General features: G+C 41.9%; 16 protein-coding genes. 5 read left to right on the top strand and 11 right to left on the bottom strand.

What is annotated here, in order from left to right; translation table 11 throughout:
• Positions 1-40 precede the first annotated feature (40 nt).
• A complete protein-coding gene (leuB, locus tag F4W09_RS08270; protein WP_151504550.1) occupies positions 41-1,120 on the top strand; it encodes a 3-isopropylmalate dehydrogenase in 1,080 nt (359 codons plus the stop codon).
• Between the two features lie 64 nt (positions 1,121-1,184).
• On the opposite strand, the gene F4W09_RS08265 is transcribed toward leuB, so the two are convergent.
• Both F4W09_RS08265 and infA read right to left on the bottom strand, forming a co-directional pair.
• Positions 1,185-1,577 (bottom strand): hypothetical protein, encoded by a 393-nt coding sequence (locus tag F4W09_RS08265; RefSeq protein ID WP_151504549.1) that lies wholly within the window; start codon positions 1,575-1,577, stop codon positions 1,185-1,187.
• Between the two features lie 141 nt (positions 1,578-1,718).
• Complete coding sequence (gene infA / locus F4W09_RS08260; RefSeq protein WP_001284370.1) at positions 1,719-1,940, bottom strand: translation initiation factor IF-1; 222 nt, start codon at positions 1,938-1,940, stop codon at positions 1,719-1,721.
• A gap of 229 nt (positions 1,941-2,169) precedes the next feature.
• Between infA and F4W09_RS08255 the strand changes: the two genes are divergently transcribed.
• Positions 2,170-3,177: an AraC family transcriptional regulator gene (locus tag F4W09_RS08255; RefSeq protein WP_044740099.1), complete on the top strand. Its 1,008-nt coding sequence runs from the start codon at positions 2,170-2,172 to the stop codon at positions 3,175-3,177.
• 53 nt (positions 3,178-3,230) lie between these two features.
• On the opposite strand, the gene truA is transcribed toward F4W09_RS08255, so the two are convergent.
• The 5 genes from truA to asd all read right to left on the bottom strand — a co-directional run bounded on the left by truA (position 3,231) and on the right by asd (position 9,151).
• Entirely contained in the window at positions 3,231-4,028 is a 798-nt protein-coding gene (gene truA, locus F4W09_RS08250) for a tRNA pseudouridine(38-40) synthase TruA (protein ID WP_104441136.1), read from the bottom strand.
• 18 nt (positions 4,029-4,046) lie between these two features.
• Positions 4,047-5,018: an asparaginase domain-containing protein gene (locus tag F4W09_RS08245; protein WP_151504548.1), complete on the bottom strand. Its 972-nt coding sequence runs from the start codon at positions 5,016-5,018 to the stop codon at positions 4,047-4,049.
• 46 nt (positions 5,019-5,064) lie between these two features.
• A complete protein-coding gene (locus F4W09_RS08240) occupies positions 5,065-6,378 on the bottom strand; it encodes a T4P machinery localization factor FimV (protein ID WP_151504547.1) in 1,314 nt (437 codons plus the stop codon).
• Positions 6,379-6,445: 67 nt separating this feature from the next.
• Complete coding sequence (locus F4W09_RS08235; protein WP_151504546.1) at positions 6,446-7,891, bottom strand: FimV/HubP-related protein; 1,446 nt, start codon at positions 7,889-7,891, stop codon at positions 6,446-6,448.
• A gap of 141 nt (positions 7,892-8,032) precedes the next feature.
• Complete coding sequence (gene asd / locus F4W09_RS08230; protein ID WP_151504545.1) at positions 8,033-9,151, bottom strand: aspartate-semialdehyde dehydrogenase; 1,119 nt, start codon at positions 9,149-9,151, stop codon at positions 8,033-8,035.
• Between the two features lie 188 nt (positions 9,152-9,339).
• On the opposite strand from asd, the gene F4W09_RS08225 reads away from it, so the two are divergent.
• Positions 9,340-10,458 (top strand): endonuclease/exonuclease/phosphatase family protein, encoded by a 1,119-nt coding sequence (locus F4W09_RS08225; protein WP_151504544.1) that lies wholly within the window; start codon positions 9,340-9,342, stop codon positions 10,456-10,458.
• Between the two features lie 298 nt (positions 10,459-10,756).
• On the opposite strand, the gene F4W09_RS08215 is transcribed toward F4W09_RS08225, so the two are convergent.
• The 3 genes from F4W09_RS08215 to F4W09_RS08205 form a co-directional block, all read right to left on the bottom strand.
• On the bottom strand, positions 10,757-11,863 hold the full coding sequence (locus tag F4W09_RS08215; RefSeq protein ID WP_151504543.1) for a glycosyltransferase family 4 protein: 1,107 nt from the start codon (positions 11,861-11,863) through the stop codon (positions 10,757-10,759).
• Between the two features lie 95 nt (positions 11,864-11,958).
• Positions 11,959-12,894, bottom strand: coding sequence for an LpxL/LpxP family Kdo(2)-lipid IV(A) lauroyl/palmitoleoyl acyltransferase (gene lpxL, locus F4W09_RS08210; protein ID WP_151504542.1), 936 nt, complete (start codon positions 12,892-12,894; stop codon positions 11,959-11,961).
• Between the two features lie 130 nt (positions 12,895-13,024).
• Positions 13,025-13,657 carry a LysE family translocator gene (locus tag F4W09_RS08205; protein ID WP_151504541.1) on the bottom strand — a complete coding sequence of 211 codons (633 nt, stop codon included), beginning with the start codon at positions 13,655-13,657 and terminating at the stop codon, positions 13,025-13,027.
• Positions 13,658-14,011: 354 nt separating this feature from the next.
• Between F4W09_RS08205 and F4W09_RS08200 the strand changes: the two genes are divergently transcribed.
• On the top strand, positions 14,012-14,983 hold the full coding sequence (locus F4W09_RS08200; protein ID WP_151504540.1) for an acyltransferase family protein: 972 nt from the start codon (positions 14,012-14,014) through the stop codon (positions 14,981-14,983).
• A 113-nt stretch (positions 14,984-15,096) separates the two neighbouring features.
• Here the strand turns inward: F4W09_RS08200 and F4W09_RS08195 are convergent, their stop codons facing one another.
• The gene (locus tag F4W09_RS08195) at positions 15,097-17,007 is read right to left on the bottom strand and encodes an ATP-binding cassette domain-containing protein (protein WP_151504539.1); all 1,911 of its coding nucleotides are present in this window, start codon (positions 17,005-17,007) and stop codon (positions 15,097-15,099) included.
• A gap of 33 nt (positions 17,008-17,040) precedes the next feature.
• Between F4W09_RS08195 and F4W09_RS08190 the strand changes: the two genes are divergently transcribed.
• The gene (locus tag F4W09_RS08190) at positions 17,041-17,286 is read left to right on the top strand and encodes a SlyX family protein (RefSeq protein ID WP_016168273.1); all 246 of its coding nucleotides are present in this window, start codon (positions 17,041-17,043) and stop codon (positions 17,284-17,286) included.
• Positions 17,287-17,361 lie beyond the last annotated feature (75 nt).

The raw sequence follows: 17,361 nt of genomic DNA, 5'->3' as shown, positions 1-17,361 counted from the left end.
TCTAAACAGTCCTAGTACTGATGAAATAATGGAAGTTCTCATGTCTAAACAAATTTTGATTTTGGCGGGTGATGGTATCGGTCCTGAAATTGTCAAGGCCGCGGAGCATGTACTCGATCGGGTCAATGAAAAATTTAATTTAGGTCTCACATGGGAACATGGCCTATTGGGTGGTGCAGCAATTGATGCACATGGTGAACCGTACCCAGCGGTAACTGCGGAGCAAGCAAAAAAAGCCGATGCAATTTTGTTAGGTGCTGTGGGTGGTCCAAAATGGGATGCGATTGAGCGCTCAATTCGTCCAGAACGTGGTTTATTAAAAATCCGTAGTGAATTGAATTTATTTGCAAATTTACGTCCTGCGATTCTTTACCCACAATTGGCAGATGCATCGAGCTTAAAACCTGAAATTGTGGCAGGTTTAGATATCTTAATCGTGCGTGAATTAACGGGTGGTATCTATTTTGGTCAGCCACGTGGTATTCGTGAACTCGAAAATGGTGAGAAGCAAGGTTTTAACACTGATGTATATTCAGAGTCAGAAATTAAGCGTATTGCTAAAGTTGCTTTTGAATTGGCAGGTTTACGCGGTGGTAAAGTTTGTTCAGTGGATAAAGCCAACGTACTTGAAGTGACTGAACTTTGGAAGCAAACCGTTACTGCATTAAAAGAAGAGCAATACCCTGAGATTAATTTGTCACACATGTATGTCGACAATGCAGCCATGCAGTTGGTACGTGCGCCTAAGCAGTTTGATGTGATTGTAACGGGCAACTTGTTCGGTGATATCCTTTCTGATGAAGCCGCAATGTTAACTGGTTCAATCGGTATGTTGCCATCTGCTTCCTTAGATGAAAATGGTAAGGGTATGTATGAGCCATGTCATGGTTCGGCACCAGATATCGCTGGTCAGAACGTCGCGAACCCATTGGCAACTATTTTGTCGGTTGCTATGATGTTGCGCTATACCTTCCGTGAAGAAGTGGCTGCACAAGCCATTGAAGACGCAGTAGGGCAAGTTTTGGATCAGGGTTTACGTACTGCTGACATTATGTCAGACGGGATGAATAAGGTAGGTACAGTTGAAATGGGACAAGCGGTAGTTGCTGCACTCGCATAATCTCCCTATCATGTAAAAAAACGCAGCCATCGCTGCGTTTTTTTATGGGGTAATCGGAATTCATCTAACACGTACCTTGGCTAACTTGTACAGAAGTTGCTCTGTCCTCTTTCAGTTGAAAGCGGATTATGCAGGAAAGCTCGGTGGAATATTGCTGTGAACTGTTACTAGGAACGTAAATCGGCGCTTGCCCTGAGTTATTCGGAGCTTGAGGGATTGGAAGAGGAATGCTCATTTTGCGAGGAATACGATAGATCAGGACATTTTGATCGTGTTTGATTAGTTGAGCTGGGGTGTAACCTAAAGCGCTCAGATCAAGTGTTTGTTGAATGCTTTGGCTAGATTGCCCGATGTAGTGCTGTAAATACTGTTCAAGTTGTACGTTTGAGGGTAGGGATGTTGTGCAGGCTGCTAGAAAGAAGCAGAGACTCATTAGAGTGTGTCGCATCAGCTTCATAGGTCTATCCTATGCGGTTGATCATCTTTTTATTATAAGCATACATGGTTGATGAAATTGCAGAACTCGATAAATGGCATCTTACCTGCATTTAGACAACAAAAAAGCCACATCATGTGTGGCTTCATTTGCATTCACTAATTAGCGTGCACGGTACGTGATACGACCTTTAGTGAGGTCATAAGGGGTCATTTCTACCTTCACACTGTCACCAGTCAAAATGCGGATATAGTGTTTACGCATTTTACCAGAAATGTGGGCAATTACTTCGTGACCGTTTTCTAAACGTACACGGAACATCGTATTAGGAAGCGTTTCGGTGACAACGCCTTCGAACTCAATGAGTTCCTCTTTATTGGCCATAGCCTACCTGATGATCAAATTGGAAAGGGGCAAATTATAGTCAATTTTTTATAAAAAATCAAGAATCAAACCCCTGCGAGTGAGTTAGCTGGCAGTAAATTAAGCGAACTGGTGGTTTCAAAAAATTCCTGAAAAATTTGACTATAGATGTTGTCAGTTTGGTCAATCGCAGTTAATCTAAATTTATTGTTTTAGGTATAAATGAATCACATACAAGGAAGGTCATTGCGTGGGTCAGCTAACGGATGCATCGGTTGTACTACGATTGGGCTATCAGGCGATTCGTCGTTCAGGATTACCAACCGAAGAAATTTTAACAAAAGCGGGGGTGGCCTTAAATCAAGTTCAGGCCAATGATCGTACCCCATTAAATGCACAGTTTGCTTTTTGGACAGCAGCCGAAGATGTCAGTAAGGACCCTGATATCGGTTTGCATTTGGGTGAGCATTTGCCTTTATATCGTGGGCAGGTGATTGAACACTTATTTATTAGCAGTGAAAATTTTGGTGAAGGACTTAAGCGTGCTCTGGCCTATCAGCGTTTAATTAGCGATGCCTTTCATGCCCGTTTGATTGTTGAAGACGATCGTTGTTATTTGACCAATGGTGAACAACCGTGGGCAGAAAATTTAATTAATCGTCATTTCTCTGAATGTGCCATGTCAGGGATCCTGCGCTTCTTTAAGTTTATTACAGAAGGGCGTTTTCAGCCGTTGTATATCGACTTTAACTTTTCTCAAGGTGCGCCAGATGACGAATATTTCCGTGTCTTTGAATGCCCTGTGAGCTTGGGGCAAAAAGAAACGCGGCTGTATTTTGATCCAGCGATTTTGGATTATCCGTTGTGGCAAGCTGAGCCTGAGTTATTGCAATTGCATGAGCAACTGGCAATTGAAAAACTACAAGAGCTAGCACGCTATGACTTGGTTGGTGAAGTGCGCCGTGCGATTGGTTCAACGTTAGAAAGCGGTGAAACGACTTTAGAAACGGTTGCAGCACATTTAAATATTACGCCACGTCGTTTACGTACTCAACTGAGCGAAGCGAATACCAGTTTTCAGCAGATTCTTTCTGATTATCGATGTCGCTTGGCTAAGAAATTGTTAGCAAATACCAGTGAAAGTGTAGAGCGAATTGTCTATTTAACAGGTTTTTCAGAGCCGAGCACGTTTTATCGTGCATTTAAGCGTTGGACCAATGAAACGCCTGTTGAATATCGCAAGCGTAAACAACGTTAATCTAAAAGTTAAAAAACCTCCCATGTGGAGGTTTTTTTATTATGCGTGTCACATTAATCTGGCATGTTTAACCAATGCGGACCTAAAGGCACTTTGGGTAAATCGAACTGCGCTGGATAGTCGGCATGAATAAAATATAAACCATCGGGTGGGGCTGTTACGCCTGCCGCTTTACGATCTTGTGCCGCAAAAATTTGGTCAATATGGTCAATATGGTACATACCTTGTCCAATTTCCAGCAAACAGCCCATAATATTACGCACCATATGGTGTAAGAAGCCATCGGCTTGAATATCAAGCACTAAATAAGCACCATGTCGAACTAAGCGACAATGACTCACATGGCGCACAGGTTGATTGGACTGACAAGCCGCAGCACGAAAACTCTCAAAATTATGCGTACCTTCAAACTTTTTTGCAGCCGCAATCATCTTGTCTACATCGAGTGTGTAGTGAGCATGAGTCACTTGTTTATGCAGTAAAGCTGGGCGTTGTGGATGGTTATAGACCACATAGCGATAACGACGCGCTTGAGCCTTGAAACGGGCATGAAACTCATGATCCATCTCCTTAATCCACTGGATGGCAATATCTTTAGGCAGTTGACTATTGGCACCCATGAGCCAGCCGCGTAAGGGTCTAATGGCATGCGTATCGAAATGCGCCACCATATTGGTTGCATGTACACCTGCATCGGTACGGCCTGCACCATGTAGCAAAATCGGTTCGGCTGCGATTTTACTCAAGACAGTTTCAAGCGTTTCTTGCACACTAATTACACCCGCTTGTTGGGTTTGCCAACCTCGATAACGTGCGCCTGAAAATTCGATGCCAATGGCAAAGCGTTGCATAGATCTATTTACCTTTGATTAAACCGAGTCATGCCAGTGGCTAAAGCATTGATCAATGGAATCATGCTTCAGATACATCAACAGTGCTTTGGCATATAAATCAGCATGGCTGATACAATCACTCACCATCACGCCTGCTTCCTGAATCCAACTGCTAATCGCATAGCGTTGGTCGGTTTTGCCAAAGCTGACCTGAGTGGTAAGTAACACCATACATCCTTGCTGGCGAAGCTGTTGAAAGAGTTCTATACATGCGGCATTGACTGCCAGATTGCCCGTACCAAACCCTTGCAAAATAAGAAACTGAGGAGGATGCTGCGCGATAGTTTGTAGATTCAGTAATTGCTGATCTAGAGCAATTGGCTGCATCATTAAATTTAGACAATTGAACTGATCTGCTTTGATTAGATCTTCTGCTTTTACTAAATACGCCGGGCTGGGGTGAGAAAGTTCCTGTTGGCTATTTAAACCAGCAAAGGCATCTAATTCCGTGGTGTGTTGCTTTAATACACTGCGTCCATGTAACAGCTGTTGATGGAAGGCAAGATACACGCCAACAGGTTGGGTGTGAACCGCATGCAGTGCGAAATTCAGGTTGTCGATAGCATCAGTAAATTCACGTGTGTCGCTGCCCTCAACATTGAGTAAAGGGTATTGACTACCTGTGAGTACGACATGTGCAGATTGACCTAAAAATCTGGAGAGAATTGCACTGGCGTAGCTGAGAGTGTCCGTACCATGAATAATGACAAAATGCTGGAATTGTTGTAATTGCAGTTGTTGTATAAATTGAACCAATTGCAACCAATCAGCAGGTGTACAGGCACTACTGTCTTTAATGACAGGTGCAACCATGCATTCAATAGTTAGATCTAGCGGTAAAACCTTCTCTAGCTGTGGCAGAAACGCTGCTGCAGGCATTGGGCTAAGGGGTTCACCTACACAGCCAAAGGTACCACCCATATAAATCAAAGCAATTTTTTTCATCATAAAAAAAGCAGTCAAGTATGACTGCTTTATAGTAGAGGGAAATGCTTTAAGATGCTATTTGATTCAGTAACTGTTCCGCGCGATGTTGTTGTTCCGTCGAAAATTTATCCGAATTTGCAGCCAAGAGTTGGCGGGCAGCCTCATAAGAACCAAATTGGATATATCGCTCAGCTAAATCGAGATCTAGCGTGGTTTCACTGATTTGACCGAGTTCAGGGAAAGACTGAACCAGTGGGTCTTGTAGATGAACATCTGCTTGTAAAGCAGGAGTCGTAAACTCAGTTGTTTCTGTAATGTCTTGAGGAATTGAATGTGCTGTTGCAAGATCAGTCTTTGGTGATTCTAAATCAAAGGAAATTGCTGGCGCTTCAGATTGAACCTCGATCTGTGATGTTGATTTATCGGCATTCGATTGTTCAAGATCAAAAGAAAATTTGAATTCTGGTTGATCTTCAGATTTCTCTGCTATTGGTGCCGTAACAGTTTCAACAACTGCTTCGGTTACTGGGGCTGGATCGAGATTAAAAGAAAACTCTAAATCTTTAAGCTCAGTAACGGGTAGTTCATTTTTATCTTGAACTTGAGCAGGTTCTTCAACTTGGGGTTTCAGCTCAACTAAATCATCAAATTTCAGAGAAGGAGCATCTGATTCTGGCGTCGCTTCTACGGTAGGTTCAATGATTTCAGGGCTTACATTGAAAGACTTAAACTCTAACGGCTTTTCTTCAACAGGAGAGGCGCTAGGTGTTTCTGCCTGCAACAAATCAAAAGAATTTGATGTTGTGACTTTATTTTCAATGAGTGCATCAAAATCTGATGCGTTTTGTGTTGCAGTGCTTGGTTCAGCATAGTTTGAAAGCGTTTGTGGCTGAAAGTCGATTGTATCTACCGATGAAAGATGCTCTTTTTCGTATTCAGCTTTTTTCTGTTCTGCTTGTGCTAGCGTTTCTTCAAGTTCAAGTGAACGAAGATGGTTGAAGAGTTGGCTAATCGCAAATTCATCTTTTTGTTCAAGATGAATATCCAATAACAATAAATAAAGTTCGTGTTGTGAATTATCTTTATTCAGTGCCTGATTAATTTGAGCTTCTGCTGCAAAGAAATTACGATCACGAATTTGCCCTTGAATTTGGCTACGTAATTCTTCACTGAGTGGAGTTTCCTGTTTCTTTTCAATAACAGGGTCTTCTACCACTTGAGCTTTTTGAGGGGCTTTCCGTTTATTTACAGGAGTTTTGGCTTTATTGCGAGCCGTTGCCGTCTTTTTTGGTGCCGTATCGGCTTCTTTACTAGCTTCGCGTTTTTTTAAAACAATTGCCACGACTAACAAAAGTATAAACGGAATCACATAAATCAGCATGTTTTACCCCTTATGAATCAAATGTATGTTTAATTCATTGATTCTAATATCAAAATTATATAACAATTTAGCTGTTTGGCTTTTTCTGTGCTTGTTGTGCTTTCAACTGTTGTTGCAATTGTGCAAGACGAGCATTTAATAATTGAAGTCTTTTGTCCTTTTGACGTAGAGCCAATTCCAGCTGAGTTACGTTTCTCTGTAATTTAACGGTTTTTTCCCGAGATGTCATAACTTTTAATGACAATTCATTTGATATTTGCTCATTCTCAGCTTTCTGCTTCGCCGTTCCATTGGTTGTATCAGGATGCTTTTCTGCCACCAAACTCATTTCTGCTTGATTCAGACGATATTTTGCTTTTCCAGATTGTTTTGTCATTGTGTTGGGTGGAGCCACAATTTTTTGTTGGGATTTATTGCTAGTATTGGTTTGTAAATTTAAAGTGACTCCACGACGTAATCGATTGATATCACCTTGAATAAAGGCGTGTGAATTTTGAGTTTTAATTTGCTGCATTACTTCGCCAATTGGTCGATTTTGCTCAGAAGCAACCCGTTGTGCAATTGCCCAAAGTGATTCATTATTTTGTACGATATGTTGATTTGGTTGAGCTCTTTTCACCTCAGCTATTGTTGCCGCGGGAGTAGGTTTGATGGCTTGTGATTTAGGCTCATCTGGTAACTTTGGTGTTGAGGGAGTTGCTGCTTTAGCCGTTGTAACAGCACTTTTATCTTCTTTTACACGGTTCTGATACTGCTGAACTTGAGGGTCAGATGACTGTTTTTCTGTTGCATTTACGGCATTTTTTACAATGGTTTTAGCTGGAGCCGTCGATTCAGTTTTAGTTTGCTCAATTCCCTTGGCTTTTTGTACTGGTGCACTTGCTGTATTGACACTAGAAACGACAATAGGGGCTTCATTTGACTCCGTTACCGCTGCCAATTTTGGCGGTTGTATCGTTTTAAGTTTAAGCGAATCAGCCGAATCGGACACTGGATTTAGTTGAGCTGCTTCAGCTGGCTTAAATTGAGTGCTGGTAGGCAAGTTGAGTGCAATATCCTTTTCACTCACGATCATGATCGGGCTGAGCACTTTTTCATTGGCTTTGGCACTAAACATTGGTTTTGGCGCAGCTGTACGCTGAATGGGCGTGCGAATATGACGTAAATGTACTGCACTGCCTTCTTGAATACGTACCACGATATTCAGCTCAGATTCGGTCAATGGACGCGATGAAGTAATTGTAATAACGCCTTCACCTGAACTGTTTTGTCGAGAAAAGAAACTAAGATGTCCTGGAGGTTGATGAACAACACCTAAGGTATTGATATCTTCTGGTGTAGCTAGACTAACTTGAACAGGCTCATCGGTTTTTGCATGATGAAACGGAATTTCTGCGTACAGCAATTCTCCAGGTGCAGATTGGATTTGCAATGGATCAATACTAATTGCATGAAGGTTTTGCGATGCAATAATGGCAAGAATAGCAATTTTTAATTTGTTATATACAGTCATCTTAGTTTTGACTCTGGTCATATATTGCAACGAGAGAATTATACATTACCGAGATGTTGAGGAATTGTAAATGGATAACATTCGAGTTACATAAAAAGCCGATCATAATTGATCGGCTTTTGTTTGAAAATTTAAAAATGCTTATGCATTTTTAAAATCAATCAGAATACGGAGCATGCGACGTAGTGGCTCTGCAGCACCCCAAAGCAATTGATCACCAACAGTGAATGCACCGAGGTACTCTTTACCCATATTCAGTTTACGTAAACGGCCTACAGGAACGCTAAGTGTGCCTGTTACTGCAACAGGAGTCAGATCAGTCATTGATGCTTCACGCGTATTTGGAACGACTTTCGCCCATTGGTTCGCGCTACGTAATATATCTTCAATCTCATCCAGCGGTACGTCTTTTTTCAATTTCAACGTAAGTGCCTGTGAGTGACAACGCATTGCACCAATGCGGACGCAGTGACCATCAATCGGAACAATCTGCTGATTGCCTAAGATTTTGTTGGTTTCAACTTGGCCTTTCCATTCTTCTTTCGATTGACCGCTTTCAAGCTGTTTATCGATATACGGAATGAGAGAACCCGCTAACGGTACGCCAAAGTTTGCAGATGGGAAACCTTCACCACGTTGTAATTCAGCAATTTTAGAGTCGATGTCTAAAATTGGAGAGCGTGGGTCATCTAATAAATCTTTGGTATTGTTATACAAGTAGCCCATACCTGTGATGAGTTCACGCATATTTTGCGCGCCAGCACCAGAAGCAGCTTGATAAGTCATCGAGGTTGCCCATTCCACAAGGTTATTTTGGAATAAGCCGCCTAAGCCCATGAGCATGAGCGAAACAGTACAGTTACCGCCGACAAATGTTTTTGTGCCATTCACTAAACCATCTTTAATCACGTTCATGTTGACAGGATCAAGCACGATGATGGCTTCATCTTCCATACGCAAGGTCGATGCAGCATCAATCCAATAGCCTTTCCAACCTTCAGCTTTTAATTTTGGAAAGACTTCAGAGGTATAGTCACCACCTTGACAGGTAATAATGACATCCATTTGCTTCAGACTATTAATGTCTGATGCATCCATAAGTGCTGGGGCAGTCTTACCACCAAATGCAGGGGCTTCACCACCTGCATTACTGGTAGAAAAATAGAATGGCTCAAAGTGAGCAAAGTCATTCTCTTCAACCATACGTTGCATAAGGACGGAACCAACCATCCCGCGCCAACCGACCAGACCTACTTTCATGTCATTTTGCCTCGGTGCGTTAAAAATTTAAAAGGGGTTTGAGTGTATCAAAAGCGACCACAACTGCAAGCACTACATAAGTAAAACATCACTATAATTGAACGAAATAACTTGTTTATGATACATACAAAATTGATAAAGTTTGTCCAGACTTAGTTTACCAAACGGAAAAGATTGAGAAAAATAACATGATTTGGGTGGAAATCTTGGCAATCACGGTGGTGATGCTGACGTTTTGGTCATTGATTCCGCGTGATGAATGGTGGATTCGCGGAGCAGATTTTCCACGACTACAAATTTTGGTACTGGGGCTTTTAGCCTTTATTTTACTGATTTTTTGGCCTAATCCTTGGGATTTACAGCGTGAGCTGATTTTGGTTGCGTTAATCGCAGCTTTGGCATATCAGTTAAAAATGGTATTGCCTTATACTTTTGTGTGGAAAAAACAGGTTCAGACTGTTTCTCACGAGCAATTGCAGCCAGAACGACAAATTTCATTATTGGTTTCGAATGTACTCACACCCAATACTCAACATCATTTACTCATTGAACAAATTAGCAAATTTAAGCCCGATCTGATTTTGACTTTGGAAACAGATCAGCATTGGCAACGGGCGCTACAGGTGCTTGAAGAGAGTTACCCTTATTGTGTCCCGATTCCGTTGGATAATTTGTATGGGATGCATTTGTATAGTCGCTTGAAACTCATCGATACAGAGGTTAAATTTATTTTAAGTGATGAAATTCCTTCAATTCATACCACGGTACTGTTGCCTTCTGGACAGCCAGTACAGTTGTATTGTCTACATCCGAAACCGCCTAGTCCGACAGAAGCCAAAGATTCAACGTTAAGAGATGCTGAATTGTTGATTGTGGGTGATCAAATTAAAGAGCTCGATCAAAGCTGTATTGTCATGGGTGATTTGAACGATGTGGCTTGGTCACGAACGACACGTCTATTTCAACGAATCAGTGGCTTACTCGATCCGCGAGTTGGGCGGCATTATGTGAATACTTTTCATGCCGATTATCCTTTTTTACGCTGGTCACTCGATCATGTATTTCACAGTACAGACTTTGCACTTATTGAAATGCAGCGTTTACCGCATATAGGTTCAGATCACTTTCCAATCTATGTCAAATTACAAACGGGGCGTGTATTTGAGCAACAGCAAGAGGAATTGGAGCAAACGGATGCAGATGAACAAGAAGCTCAGGCTGCAATACAAGAAGGAATTGAAAAAGCGGAGCGTGAAGAAAAAATAGTGACAGATGAAATTGCACAGGATTATAAAAATGAGAAATAGTAGGCAAACTAAATAAAAAATTGTGTACGAAATTGCTTACAAAGGTTTCGGTCTCTGACGAATGGTAGAACTTTCAGAATTCTTTTATTCTTACTCCATCAGCACAAGGAACAGGGAACGGAACATCCCGCTAAGGAAGACGACGCTGAAGGAAAATCATCACGGAAATGATGGCTGGTTAGGATGACCAAACACTAAAACAAAAATTATGATTGAAAGCACAACCTCATATACCCGAGTTTTGCAGGAAGCAGAACTCGGGTTATGTGTTTTAATATACTCGAAATTTATTTAAAAATTATGACGAACTTACTATACGTTGATAGAGTGCTAAAGTCTGATCACACATGTCTTGTAAGCTAAATTGCGTGACAGGAGCCACATGTTGAGGCTGTTCAATATGATGTTGGACGACACGAATAAGTTCAGCTTGGTCATCTACAGGAATAAGACCTTGCGGATAAACCGAAGATAAAATTTCAGCAACTCCACCTCTTTTCCAGCCAATCACGGGTGTCCCTACTGACAAAGCTTCTAAAGCCGTACGTCCAAAGGTTTCTGCCTGATTAGACAAAGACAAGACTACATCGCTGTAAGCAAGCCATTCACGAATATCGGAGCGATGACCGACAAAGGTAATCTGATGTTCTAAGCCCCGACTTTGTATATTGCGTTGCAATTCATCTAAATAAGCTGCTTTTTTAGGGTCAGCTCCGCCAACCACAATTGCATGGAGATAGGGAAACTGAGTATGTAATTGTTGTATCAATTCAATTAATGTTTCATGTCCTTTCAGCCGCGTAATACGACCAGGTAAACATAAGAGAAACTTATGCTCGAGCTGAGGAAAGTCTTTTAAAGTTTGTTGAATCCACTGTACTGATGGTTGATACCCATGCGGGAATGCTTTGGAGTCGATACCACGGTAAATACGCACAATATCTTGTGGGGGACAATTTTTATAATGTTCGGTGATGTATTGCACCACACTGTCCGAAACTGCAATGACTTTCTCTGCTTGCGTCATAATTGCACTATAACGATTAATCGAATAGAAACCGTGTACGGTACTAATTAGGTGTGGACGTTCATTTGCAGGAATCCCTTTTAAAGCAAAATGCGTCAACCATGCAGGAACTCTTGAGCGTACGTGCACAATGTCGGGGCGGTGCTGCCGAATGAGTTGGCGTAATGGGCGAATTTGCCACAGACTTGATAGTGATTTTTTGTGAATCGGCAGGGTTAAATGGGTAGAACCCTCCGCTTCAAGCTGTGCCACCATTCGCCCACCATTGGAAACGACTAATGATTCATGCCCTTGCTGAATGAGCGCTTTAGCAATTTCGAGTGTGCCACGTTCAACACCACCACTATTCAGTTCAGGAAGAAGCTGCATCACTTTCATTGAGTTTTTATCCTTATGTGTTCTGTTGTGCCGTTCGAGTCACGTATAAAATAAAATTTAGAGCAGGAAATAACATTTCTAGCCAAGATCAACCATCAATAAATTTTTTCATAGCCTTCTGGGCGGGTTTTAAAACGACGGTGAAACCACATGTATTGGGTCGGTGCAATTCGAAGCTGACGCTCAATAATTTGATTAACGCGTGTTGCATCATCCACTTCATCTTCACTTGGCAAGTTGTCCACCATAGGTTCAATTAACAGATGATATTTGGGATTGGCCACATCACCATGACGGTAGAAATATAGGGGTACAGCAACGGCTTTAGAGATTTTTAATAAACGTCGATGTGCTGTAACAGTTGCGGCGGGCACCCCAAAAAAGGGAGCCATCACCCCTTGTTTTAAACCAAAATCTTGGTCTGGACTATACCAAATAGCATGTCCATTTTTTAAGTTGCGAATCAGACCGCGCATATCATCATGGTCAATTTGATTGGCATAAATCGTGGCACGACAACGATAAATCAGCATGTCTAACAAGGGGTTATTTTGTGGACGATACACCACATCGGGTTCAAAATATTGTGCACATAAATAACCACCTGCATCTAATAAGGTGGAATGAGTGCCGAGCAGTAAGACGCCTTTACCCGCTGCTTGTGCGGTTTGGATATGCTCTAAACCTTCAATAGTAACTCGATTTTTGAACCATTGTGGGCAGTACCAAGCATTTAGTGTTTCAAAAACCCCAAGCATTTGATCAACGAAGACCTGACGGGCGTGGGCTTGAACTTGTTCCGGACTCCATTCTGGAAAACAGACTTCTAAATTGCGCAGCGTAGTTTTACGGCGGGATTTCAGTTTAGTAAATGCTAGATTTCCAAGAAAAGTGGCTAAGCGATATTGAATTGCCCACGGCAAAATTGCCAGTATCATTAAGAAAACGATGCCAAGCCAAATTCCCCAATATTTAGGATGGAGGAATGACCATTGAAATTCACCCGGTGTATAGGTCTGTGCTTGGCTCATAACGATATAATTAGTTTGAAAAAGTGAAGACTGTGCAAAGTGTAGCATGAACTGATTTGGTCAAGGTTATCCACGCTAAAAATCAGGATCAACCTTGTCCGTCACCATCTGCTGGTTTGGGTATGGCAGTCTAGCGACGACTTTCCAGAAGAATGCGTACTGCAAGCCCAGCGAGAACTGTGCCCATGAGCCAACGCTGAACATTTGCCCAAAGTGGTTTTCGCTGTAGAAAAAGTGCAATGCTGCCAGCAGAAAAAACAATAACGGCATTTACTGAAACACTGACAAAAATTTGGATCGTACCGAGTTGAATAGACTGCGCTAAAATACTGCCTTGCTGTGGGTGAATAAACTGTGGCAATAAAGACAAATACATAATTGCAATTTTAGGATTCAGCAAACTGGTGAAAAAGCCCATTAAAAATAATTTTAACGGTGAATCGAAAGATAAATCTTTGAGACTAAAAACAGGAGCTGCATTAGGGCGTAAAGCTTTCCATGCCAACCAGAGTAAATAGATAGCCCCTACAATACGAATCGTGTCATAAGCATATGGAACTGCGACAATGAGCGCTGTGATCCCAAAAGAAGCACAGAGCATGTATAAGACAAAGCCCAATGCTACGCCGCCTAAAGAAATGAAACCTGCTGTTTTTCCTTGAGAAATTGAACGTGAAATGAGGTAAATCATATTCGGGCCAGGAGTGAGGACCATTGCTAGGCTCACCAAAGCAAATGCGAAAATTTGTGACAAATCCAACATGATCAAAGGCTCAGTTATTCTTATGTTGATAGGTATAGCATATTGCTGTTGATAAATCTGATTTGAGCAGCGAAAGGTTTGCTTTAACAGCTTCAGTTTCCATGAAGACCGTAAAAGATTATAAATTTAATATTTTCTAGTTTCAGATTTTCGATTTTTAATGAATGAAGTGAATCAAATGGGGAACCTGTACTTTTTGCTGAGCTATTCTCTTAAAATTTGGCTTGGTCTTAATGGGTTGTGCGATGGGGAAAAGGGAATTCACTTTATTCCCAATGATTAAAGCTTATGGGTGAAGCAACTTAAAACGGTGGTGTTAGACTAGGGTATATTTCTGATTGATGGCATTTATAGATGAGAAGCCATGCGATTGATACTGCCAAAGCAGGTCTAATTTTTCTGGTGGTGTTGGGGCACTTTCTAGAGCGGATGATTGGTTGGCCACAAGCAACTAGCCAGTTATTGCTTGAAACCATTTATGCCATACATATGCCTGCTTTTATTTTTATTTCAGGTATGTTGTATAAAGATAAAAATTGGTTGAAAAACATCCTCTTTTTTATTGCACTCTATGTCCCTTTCCAACTGTTGTATTTGGCATCGGATGCTTTGATGTCTGGACAATGGCACTTTAGCCTGTTTGAACGACCCTATTGGCTGATGTGGTATCTGGTGGGGATGATGGTTTGGACGCTATTTATGCATGTGTTCCATGCAAACCATTTTGCGCTTGTACTTGCGGTACTGATCGCTTTAGTCGTTGGTTTTTCGCCGTGGAATAACTATGCCTACTCAATTGGACGAATCTGTGTCTTTTTGCCTTTTTTCGTTTTGGGTTACCGATATGGTCAGCCCATAATGCAAAAGTTACAACAGCAAAGTCATGCGCTGTTGTGGGCAAGTCTGAGCCTCGGTCTGATGATGTGTATCTTGTATTGGACCCATTTAAGTCAATTCTGGTGGTACGGCAGTTTAAGTTATACTCAACTCAAAGTTGAGCTATGGCAGGGAAGTGTAATTCGTCTGATGTGCTTTATGTTATCCAGTTGGGGGGTGTTGACGCTATTGGCATTATTTCAGGGTTTGGGAGCACGTTTTATGCGCTTGGGACAAAACACTTTGCCTGTGTATTTGTTACATGGTTTTGTGGTGATTTGGCTGGCACGAATGATTCAGCTCAATTTGCCTGTGGCAGTGGAAATATTGATTTGTGTGGTGTTGTCAATTTTGACCTGTTGGTTACTACAACAACGGATTTTTGATCAGACGATCCGCCAATTATCACAGTGGTTGCTGCGACCCACACATAAATTGTGGCAGAAATAACCGAGTTATCGACTATTGCTTGATTCAATTTTAAGTGTTGTTGGTACAAACAGAGAATATAAAAAAGCCCGATTGGCTGAATGGCTCAGCCAATCGGGCAGTTGAAAGTTAAATTAGTTCCCTTTGCTGAGGTTTTCTAATTCATCCCAACGTTCCAGTTTTTCAAGTAACTGTTCTTCAATTTCAGCCAGACGCTGTGACGCTTGAGTTGCGGCATTGGCATCTGAAACAAACCAAGAACCGTCTGCTAACTTGTCTGAAAGTTGGGTTTGTTCCATTTCGAGTTTTTCAATCTCAGCGGGGAGTTGTTCTAACTCTCGCTGGTCTTTATAGCTCAACTTCACCTTTTTCGGTGCAGACGTTGCTGCTGCGGCAGCCGCTTCAGCTTTGGCCTGTGCTTTTTTTACATCGCTTTTTTGATCAACTACTTTTTGATCAGGGCGCTGTTCCAAGTAATCTTGATAGCCACCAATGTATTCATCAATGTTACCTTTGCCGTCAAACACCCAAGTTGAAGTCACAACGTTATCCATAAAGGCACGGTCATGTGAGATCAACAGTAAAGTGCCTTTATATTCAGACAACATTTCTTCTAACAGTTCTAGAGTCACCATATCCAAATCATTGGTTGGCTCATCCATCACGATTAAATTGGATGGTTTGAGTAACAATTTGGCTAATAGAATGCGGTTTCTTTCACCACCTGAAAGTGCTTTAACTGGCGTACGGGCACGTTCAGGTGAGAATAAAAAGTCTTGTAAATAACTGTAGATATGACGACGGTTACCATTCACATCGACAAAATCAGAACCTTCTGACACGTTTGCCATGACGGTTTTTTCAAGGTCAAGTGCATTACGTAATTGGTCAAAATAGGCAATCTCAAGCTGGGTTCCTGTTTTGACAGAACCCCCATGTTCAATTTCACCTAAAATGGCTTTGATCAAGGTGGTTTTTCCGACCCCGTTATCACCAACTAAACCGATACGATCCCCACGCATGACCAGTGCCGAGAAATCCTTGATCAGCGGTTTGGCATCGTAAGAAACACTGAGGTGTTCAATATCAAAGACCAGTTTTCCAGAACGATTGGCATCTTGGGTGGCCATGCTGACTTTGCCTTGCTGGAAGCGACGCGCTTTAGATTCTTCACGCAGCGCTTTTAAGGCACGAACACGACCTTCATTACGCGTACGACGCGCCTTAATGCCTTGGCGAATCCATGCTTCTTCTTCTGCTAAGCGTTTATCAAATAAAGCATTTTGCTTTTCTTCGGCTTCCATTTGTTGTGCTTTAAGATCGAGGTAGCGTGAGTAGTTACCTTCGTAGCTGCGTAATGTGCCACGATCTAGTTCGACAATACGGGTGGCAATACTGTCTACAAATGAGCGGTCATGCGAAATAAACAATAAAGTTAAATTGTTTTGATCGAGTAAGAATTTCTCTAACCATTCAATGCTTTCAACATCTAGATGGTTGGTCGGTTCGTCTAGGAGCAGGACATCGGGCTGAGTCAGTAAGGCACGTGCTAATAGGACACGACGCTTACGTCCACCCGATAAATCAGCCAAATCGGCATTTGGGTCAAGTCCCATTTTGCTTAGAATGGAATTAACTTTATTTTCTAAAGCCCAACCATCAAGTTGATCTAACTTGTGTTGCAAATTGCCCATGTGATCACAAGCGTTCATATCACCTAAGATGCAGGCATCACTCGCTTCATGGTATGCTTTAAGCACAGTCGCAGCTTCACCTGCACCCTCTGCTACGATGTCTGCAACTTTGCCAGAGTCCATAGGAACGTCTTGTGCCAACATGGACACGGTCAAACCATTCTGAATGGAGACTTCGCCAGAATCGGGAAGTAAACTGCCTTCAATCAGTTTAAGTAGCGTCGACTTACCTTCACCATTACGGCCAATCAAACACACTCGTTCGCCACGTTCTAGGTTAAAATTCGCGCCGTCGAGTAGGGCAGGTCCACCAAATGCAAGTTGGACATCCCTTAACGTAATATAGGCCATAATGTTTCCTGAAATCTCAAATGAGGACTTTAAATGACTAAACAACAAAATCTAGATAATCACGCGTCATTTTCCGCACCCATTGAAGATTTGCAAGTCCGAATTGCATTTTTAGATGATTTAGTTGAACAGTTAAATGAACAAGTGATTCGCCAAAATGCCGAAATCGCTGATTTAAAAAAACAAATGCAGCTTCTTTATCAACGGGTAGAATCTGCTGATTTATCTGAAGGGATCGAAGCTTTTGACCCTTTAAGCAATAGACCACCGCACTATTGATCTAGTTGGGACGCTTGATTGGCATGGTTTATTCTTGTATCTCCAACAAGAGAGAGATGGGCTAGGCTTGACCTT

The sequence above is a fragment of the Acinetobacter tandoii genome, assembly GCF_008867985.1.
GTDB classification, from domain to species: Bacteria; Pseudomonadota; Gammaproteobacteria; order Pseudomonadales; family Moraxellaceae; genus Acinetobacter; species Acinetobacter tandoii.
The sequence above is the reverse complement of the archived record's forward strand: the minus strand, read 5'-3'. Positions and strand labels throughout refer to the sequence as shown.

Coding starts and splice junctions, on each gene's coding strand:
- F4W09_RS08215 (WP_151504543.1), bottom strand. CDS start 11,863: ATGAAAGTGATGCAGCTTCTTCCTGAACTGAATAGTGGTGGTGTTGAA.
- F4W09_RS08265 (WP_151504549.1), bottom strand. CDS start 1,577: ATGAAGCTGATGCGACACACTCTAATGAGTCTCTGCTTCTTTCTAGCA.
- F4W09_RS08195 (WP_151504539.1), bottom strand. CDS start 17,007: ATGGCCTATATTACGTTAAGGGATGTCCAACTTGCATTTGGTGGACCT.
- truA (WP_104441136.1), bottom strand. CDS start 4,028: ATGCAACGCTTTGCCATTGGCATCGAATTTTCAGGCGCACGTTATCGA.
- F4W09_RS08190 (WP_016168273.1), top strand. CDS start 17,041: ATGACTAAACAACAAAATCTAGATAATCACGCGTCATTTTCCGCACCC.
- leuB (WP_151504550.1), top strand. CDS start 41: ATGTCTAAACAAATTTTGATTTTGGCGGGTGATGGTATCGGTCCTGAA.
- F4W09_RS08235 (WP_151504546.1), bottom strand. CDS start 7,891: ATGACTGTATATAACAAATTAAAAATTGCTATTCTTGCCATTATTGCA.
- F4W09_RS08225 (WP_151504544.1), top strand. CDS start 9,340: ATGATTTGGGTGGAAATCTTGGCAATCACGGTGGTGATGCTGACGTTT.
- F4W09_RS08200 (WP_151504540.1), top strand. CDS start 14,012: ATGAGAAGCCATGCGATTGATACTGCCAAAGCAGGTCTAATTTTTCTG.
- F4W09_RS08245 (WP_151504548.1), bottom strand. CDS start 5,018: ATGATGAAAAAAATTGCTTTGATTTATATGGGTGGTACCTTTGGCTGT.
- asd (WP_151504545.1), bottom strand. CDS start 9,151: ATGAAAGTAGGTCTGGTCGGTTGGCGCGGGATGGTTGGTTCCGTCCTT.
- F4W09_RS08205 (WP_151504541.1), bottom strand. CDS start 13,657: ATGTTGGATTTGTCACAAATTTTCGCATTTGCTTTGGTGAGCCTAGCA.
- lpxL (WP_151504542.1), bottom strand. CDS start 12,894: ATGAGCCAAGCACAGACCTATACACCGGGTGAATTTCAATGGTCATTC.
- infA (WP_001284370.1), bottom strand. CDS start 1,940: ATGGCCAATAAAGAGGAACTCATTGAGTTCGAAGGCGTTGTCACCGAA.
- F4W09_RS08240 (WP_151504547.1), bottom strand. CDS start 6,378: ATGCTGATTTATGTGATTCCGTTTATACTTTTGTTAGTCGTGGCAATT.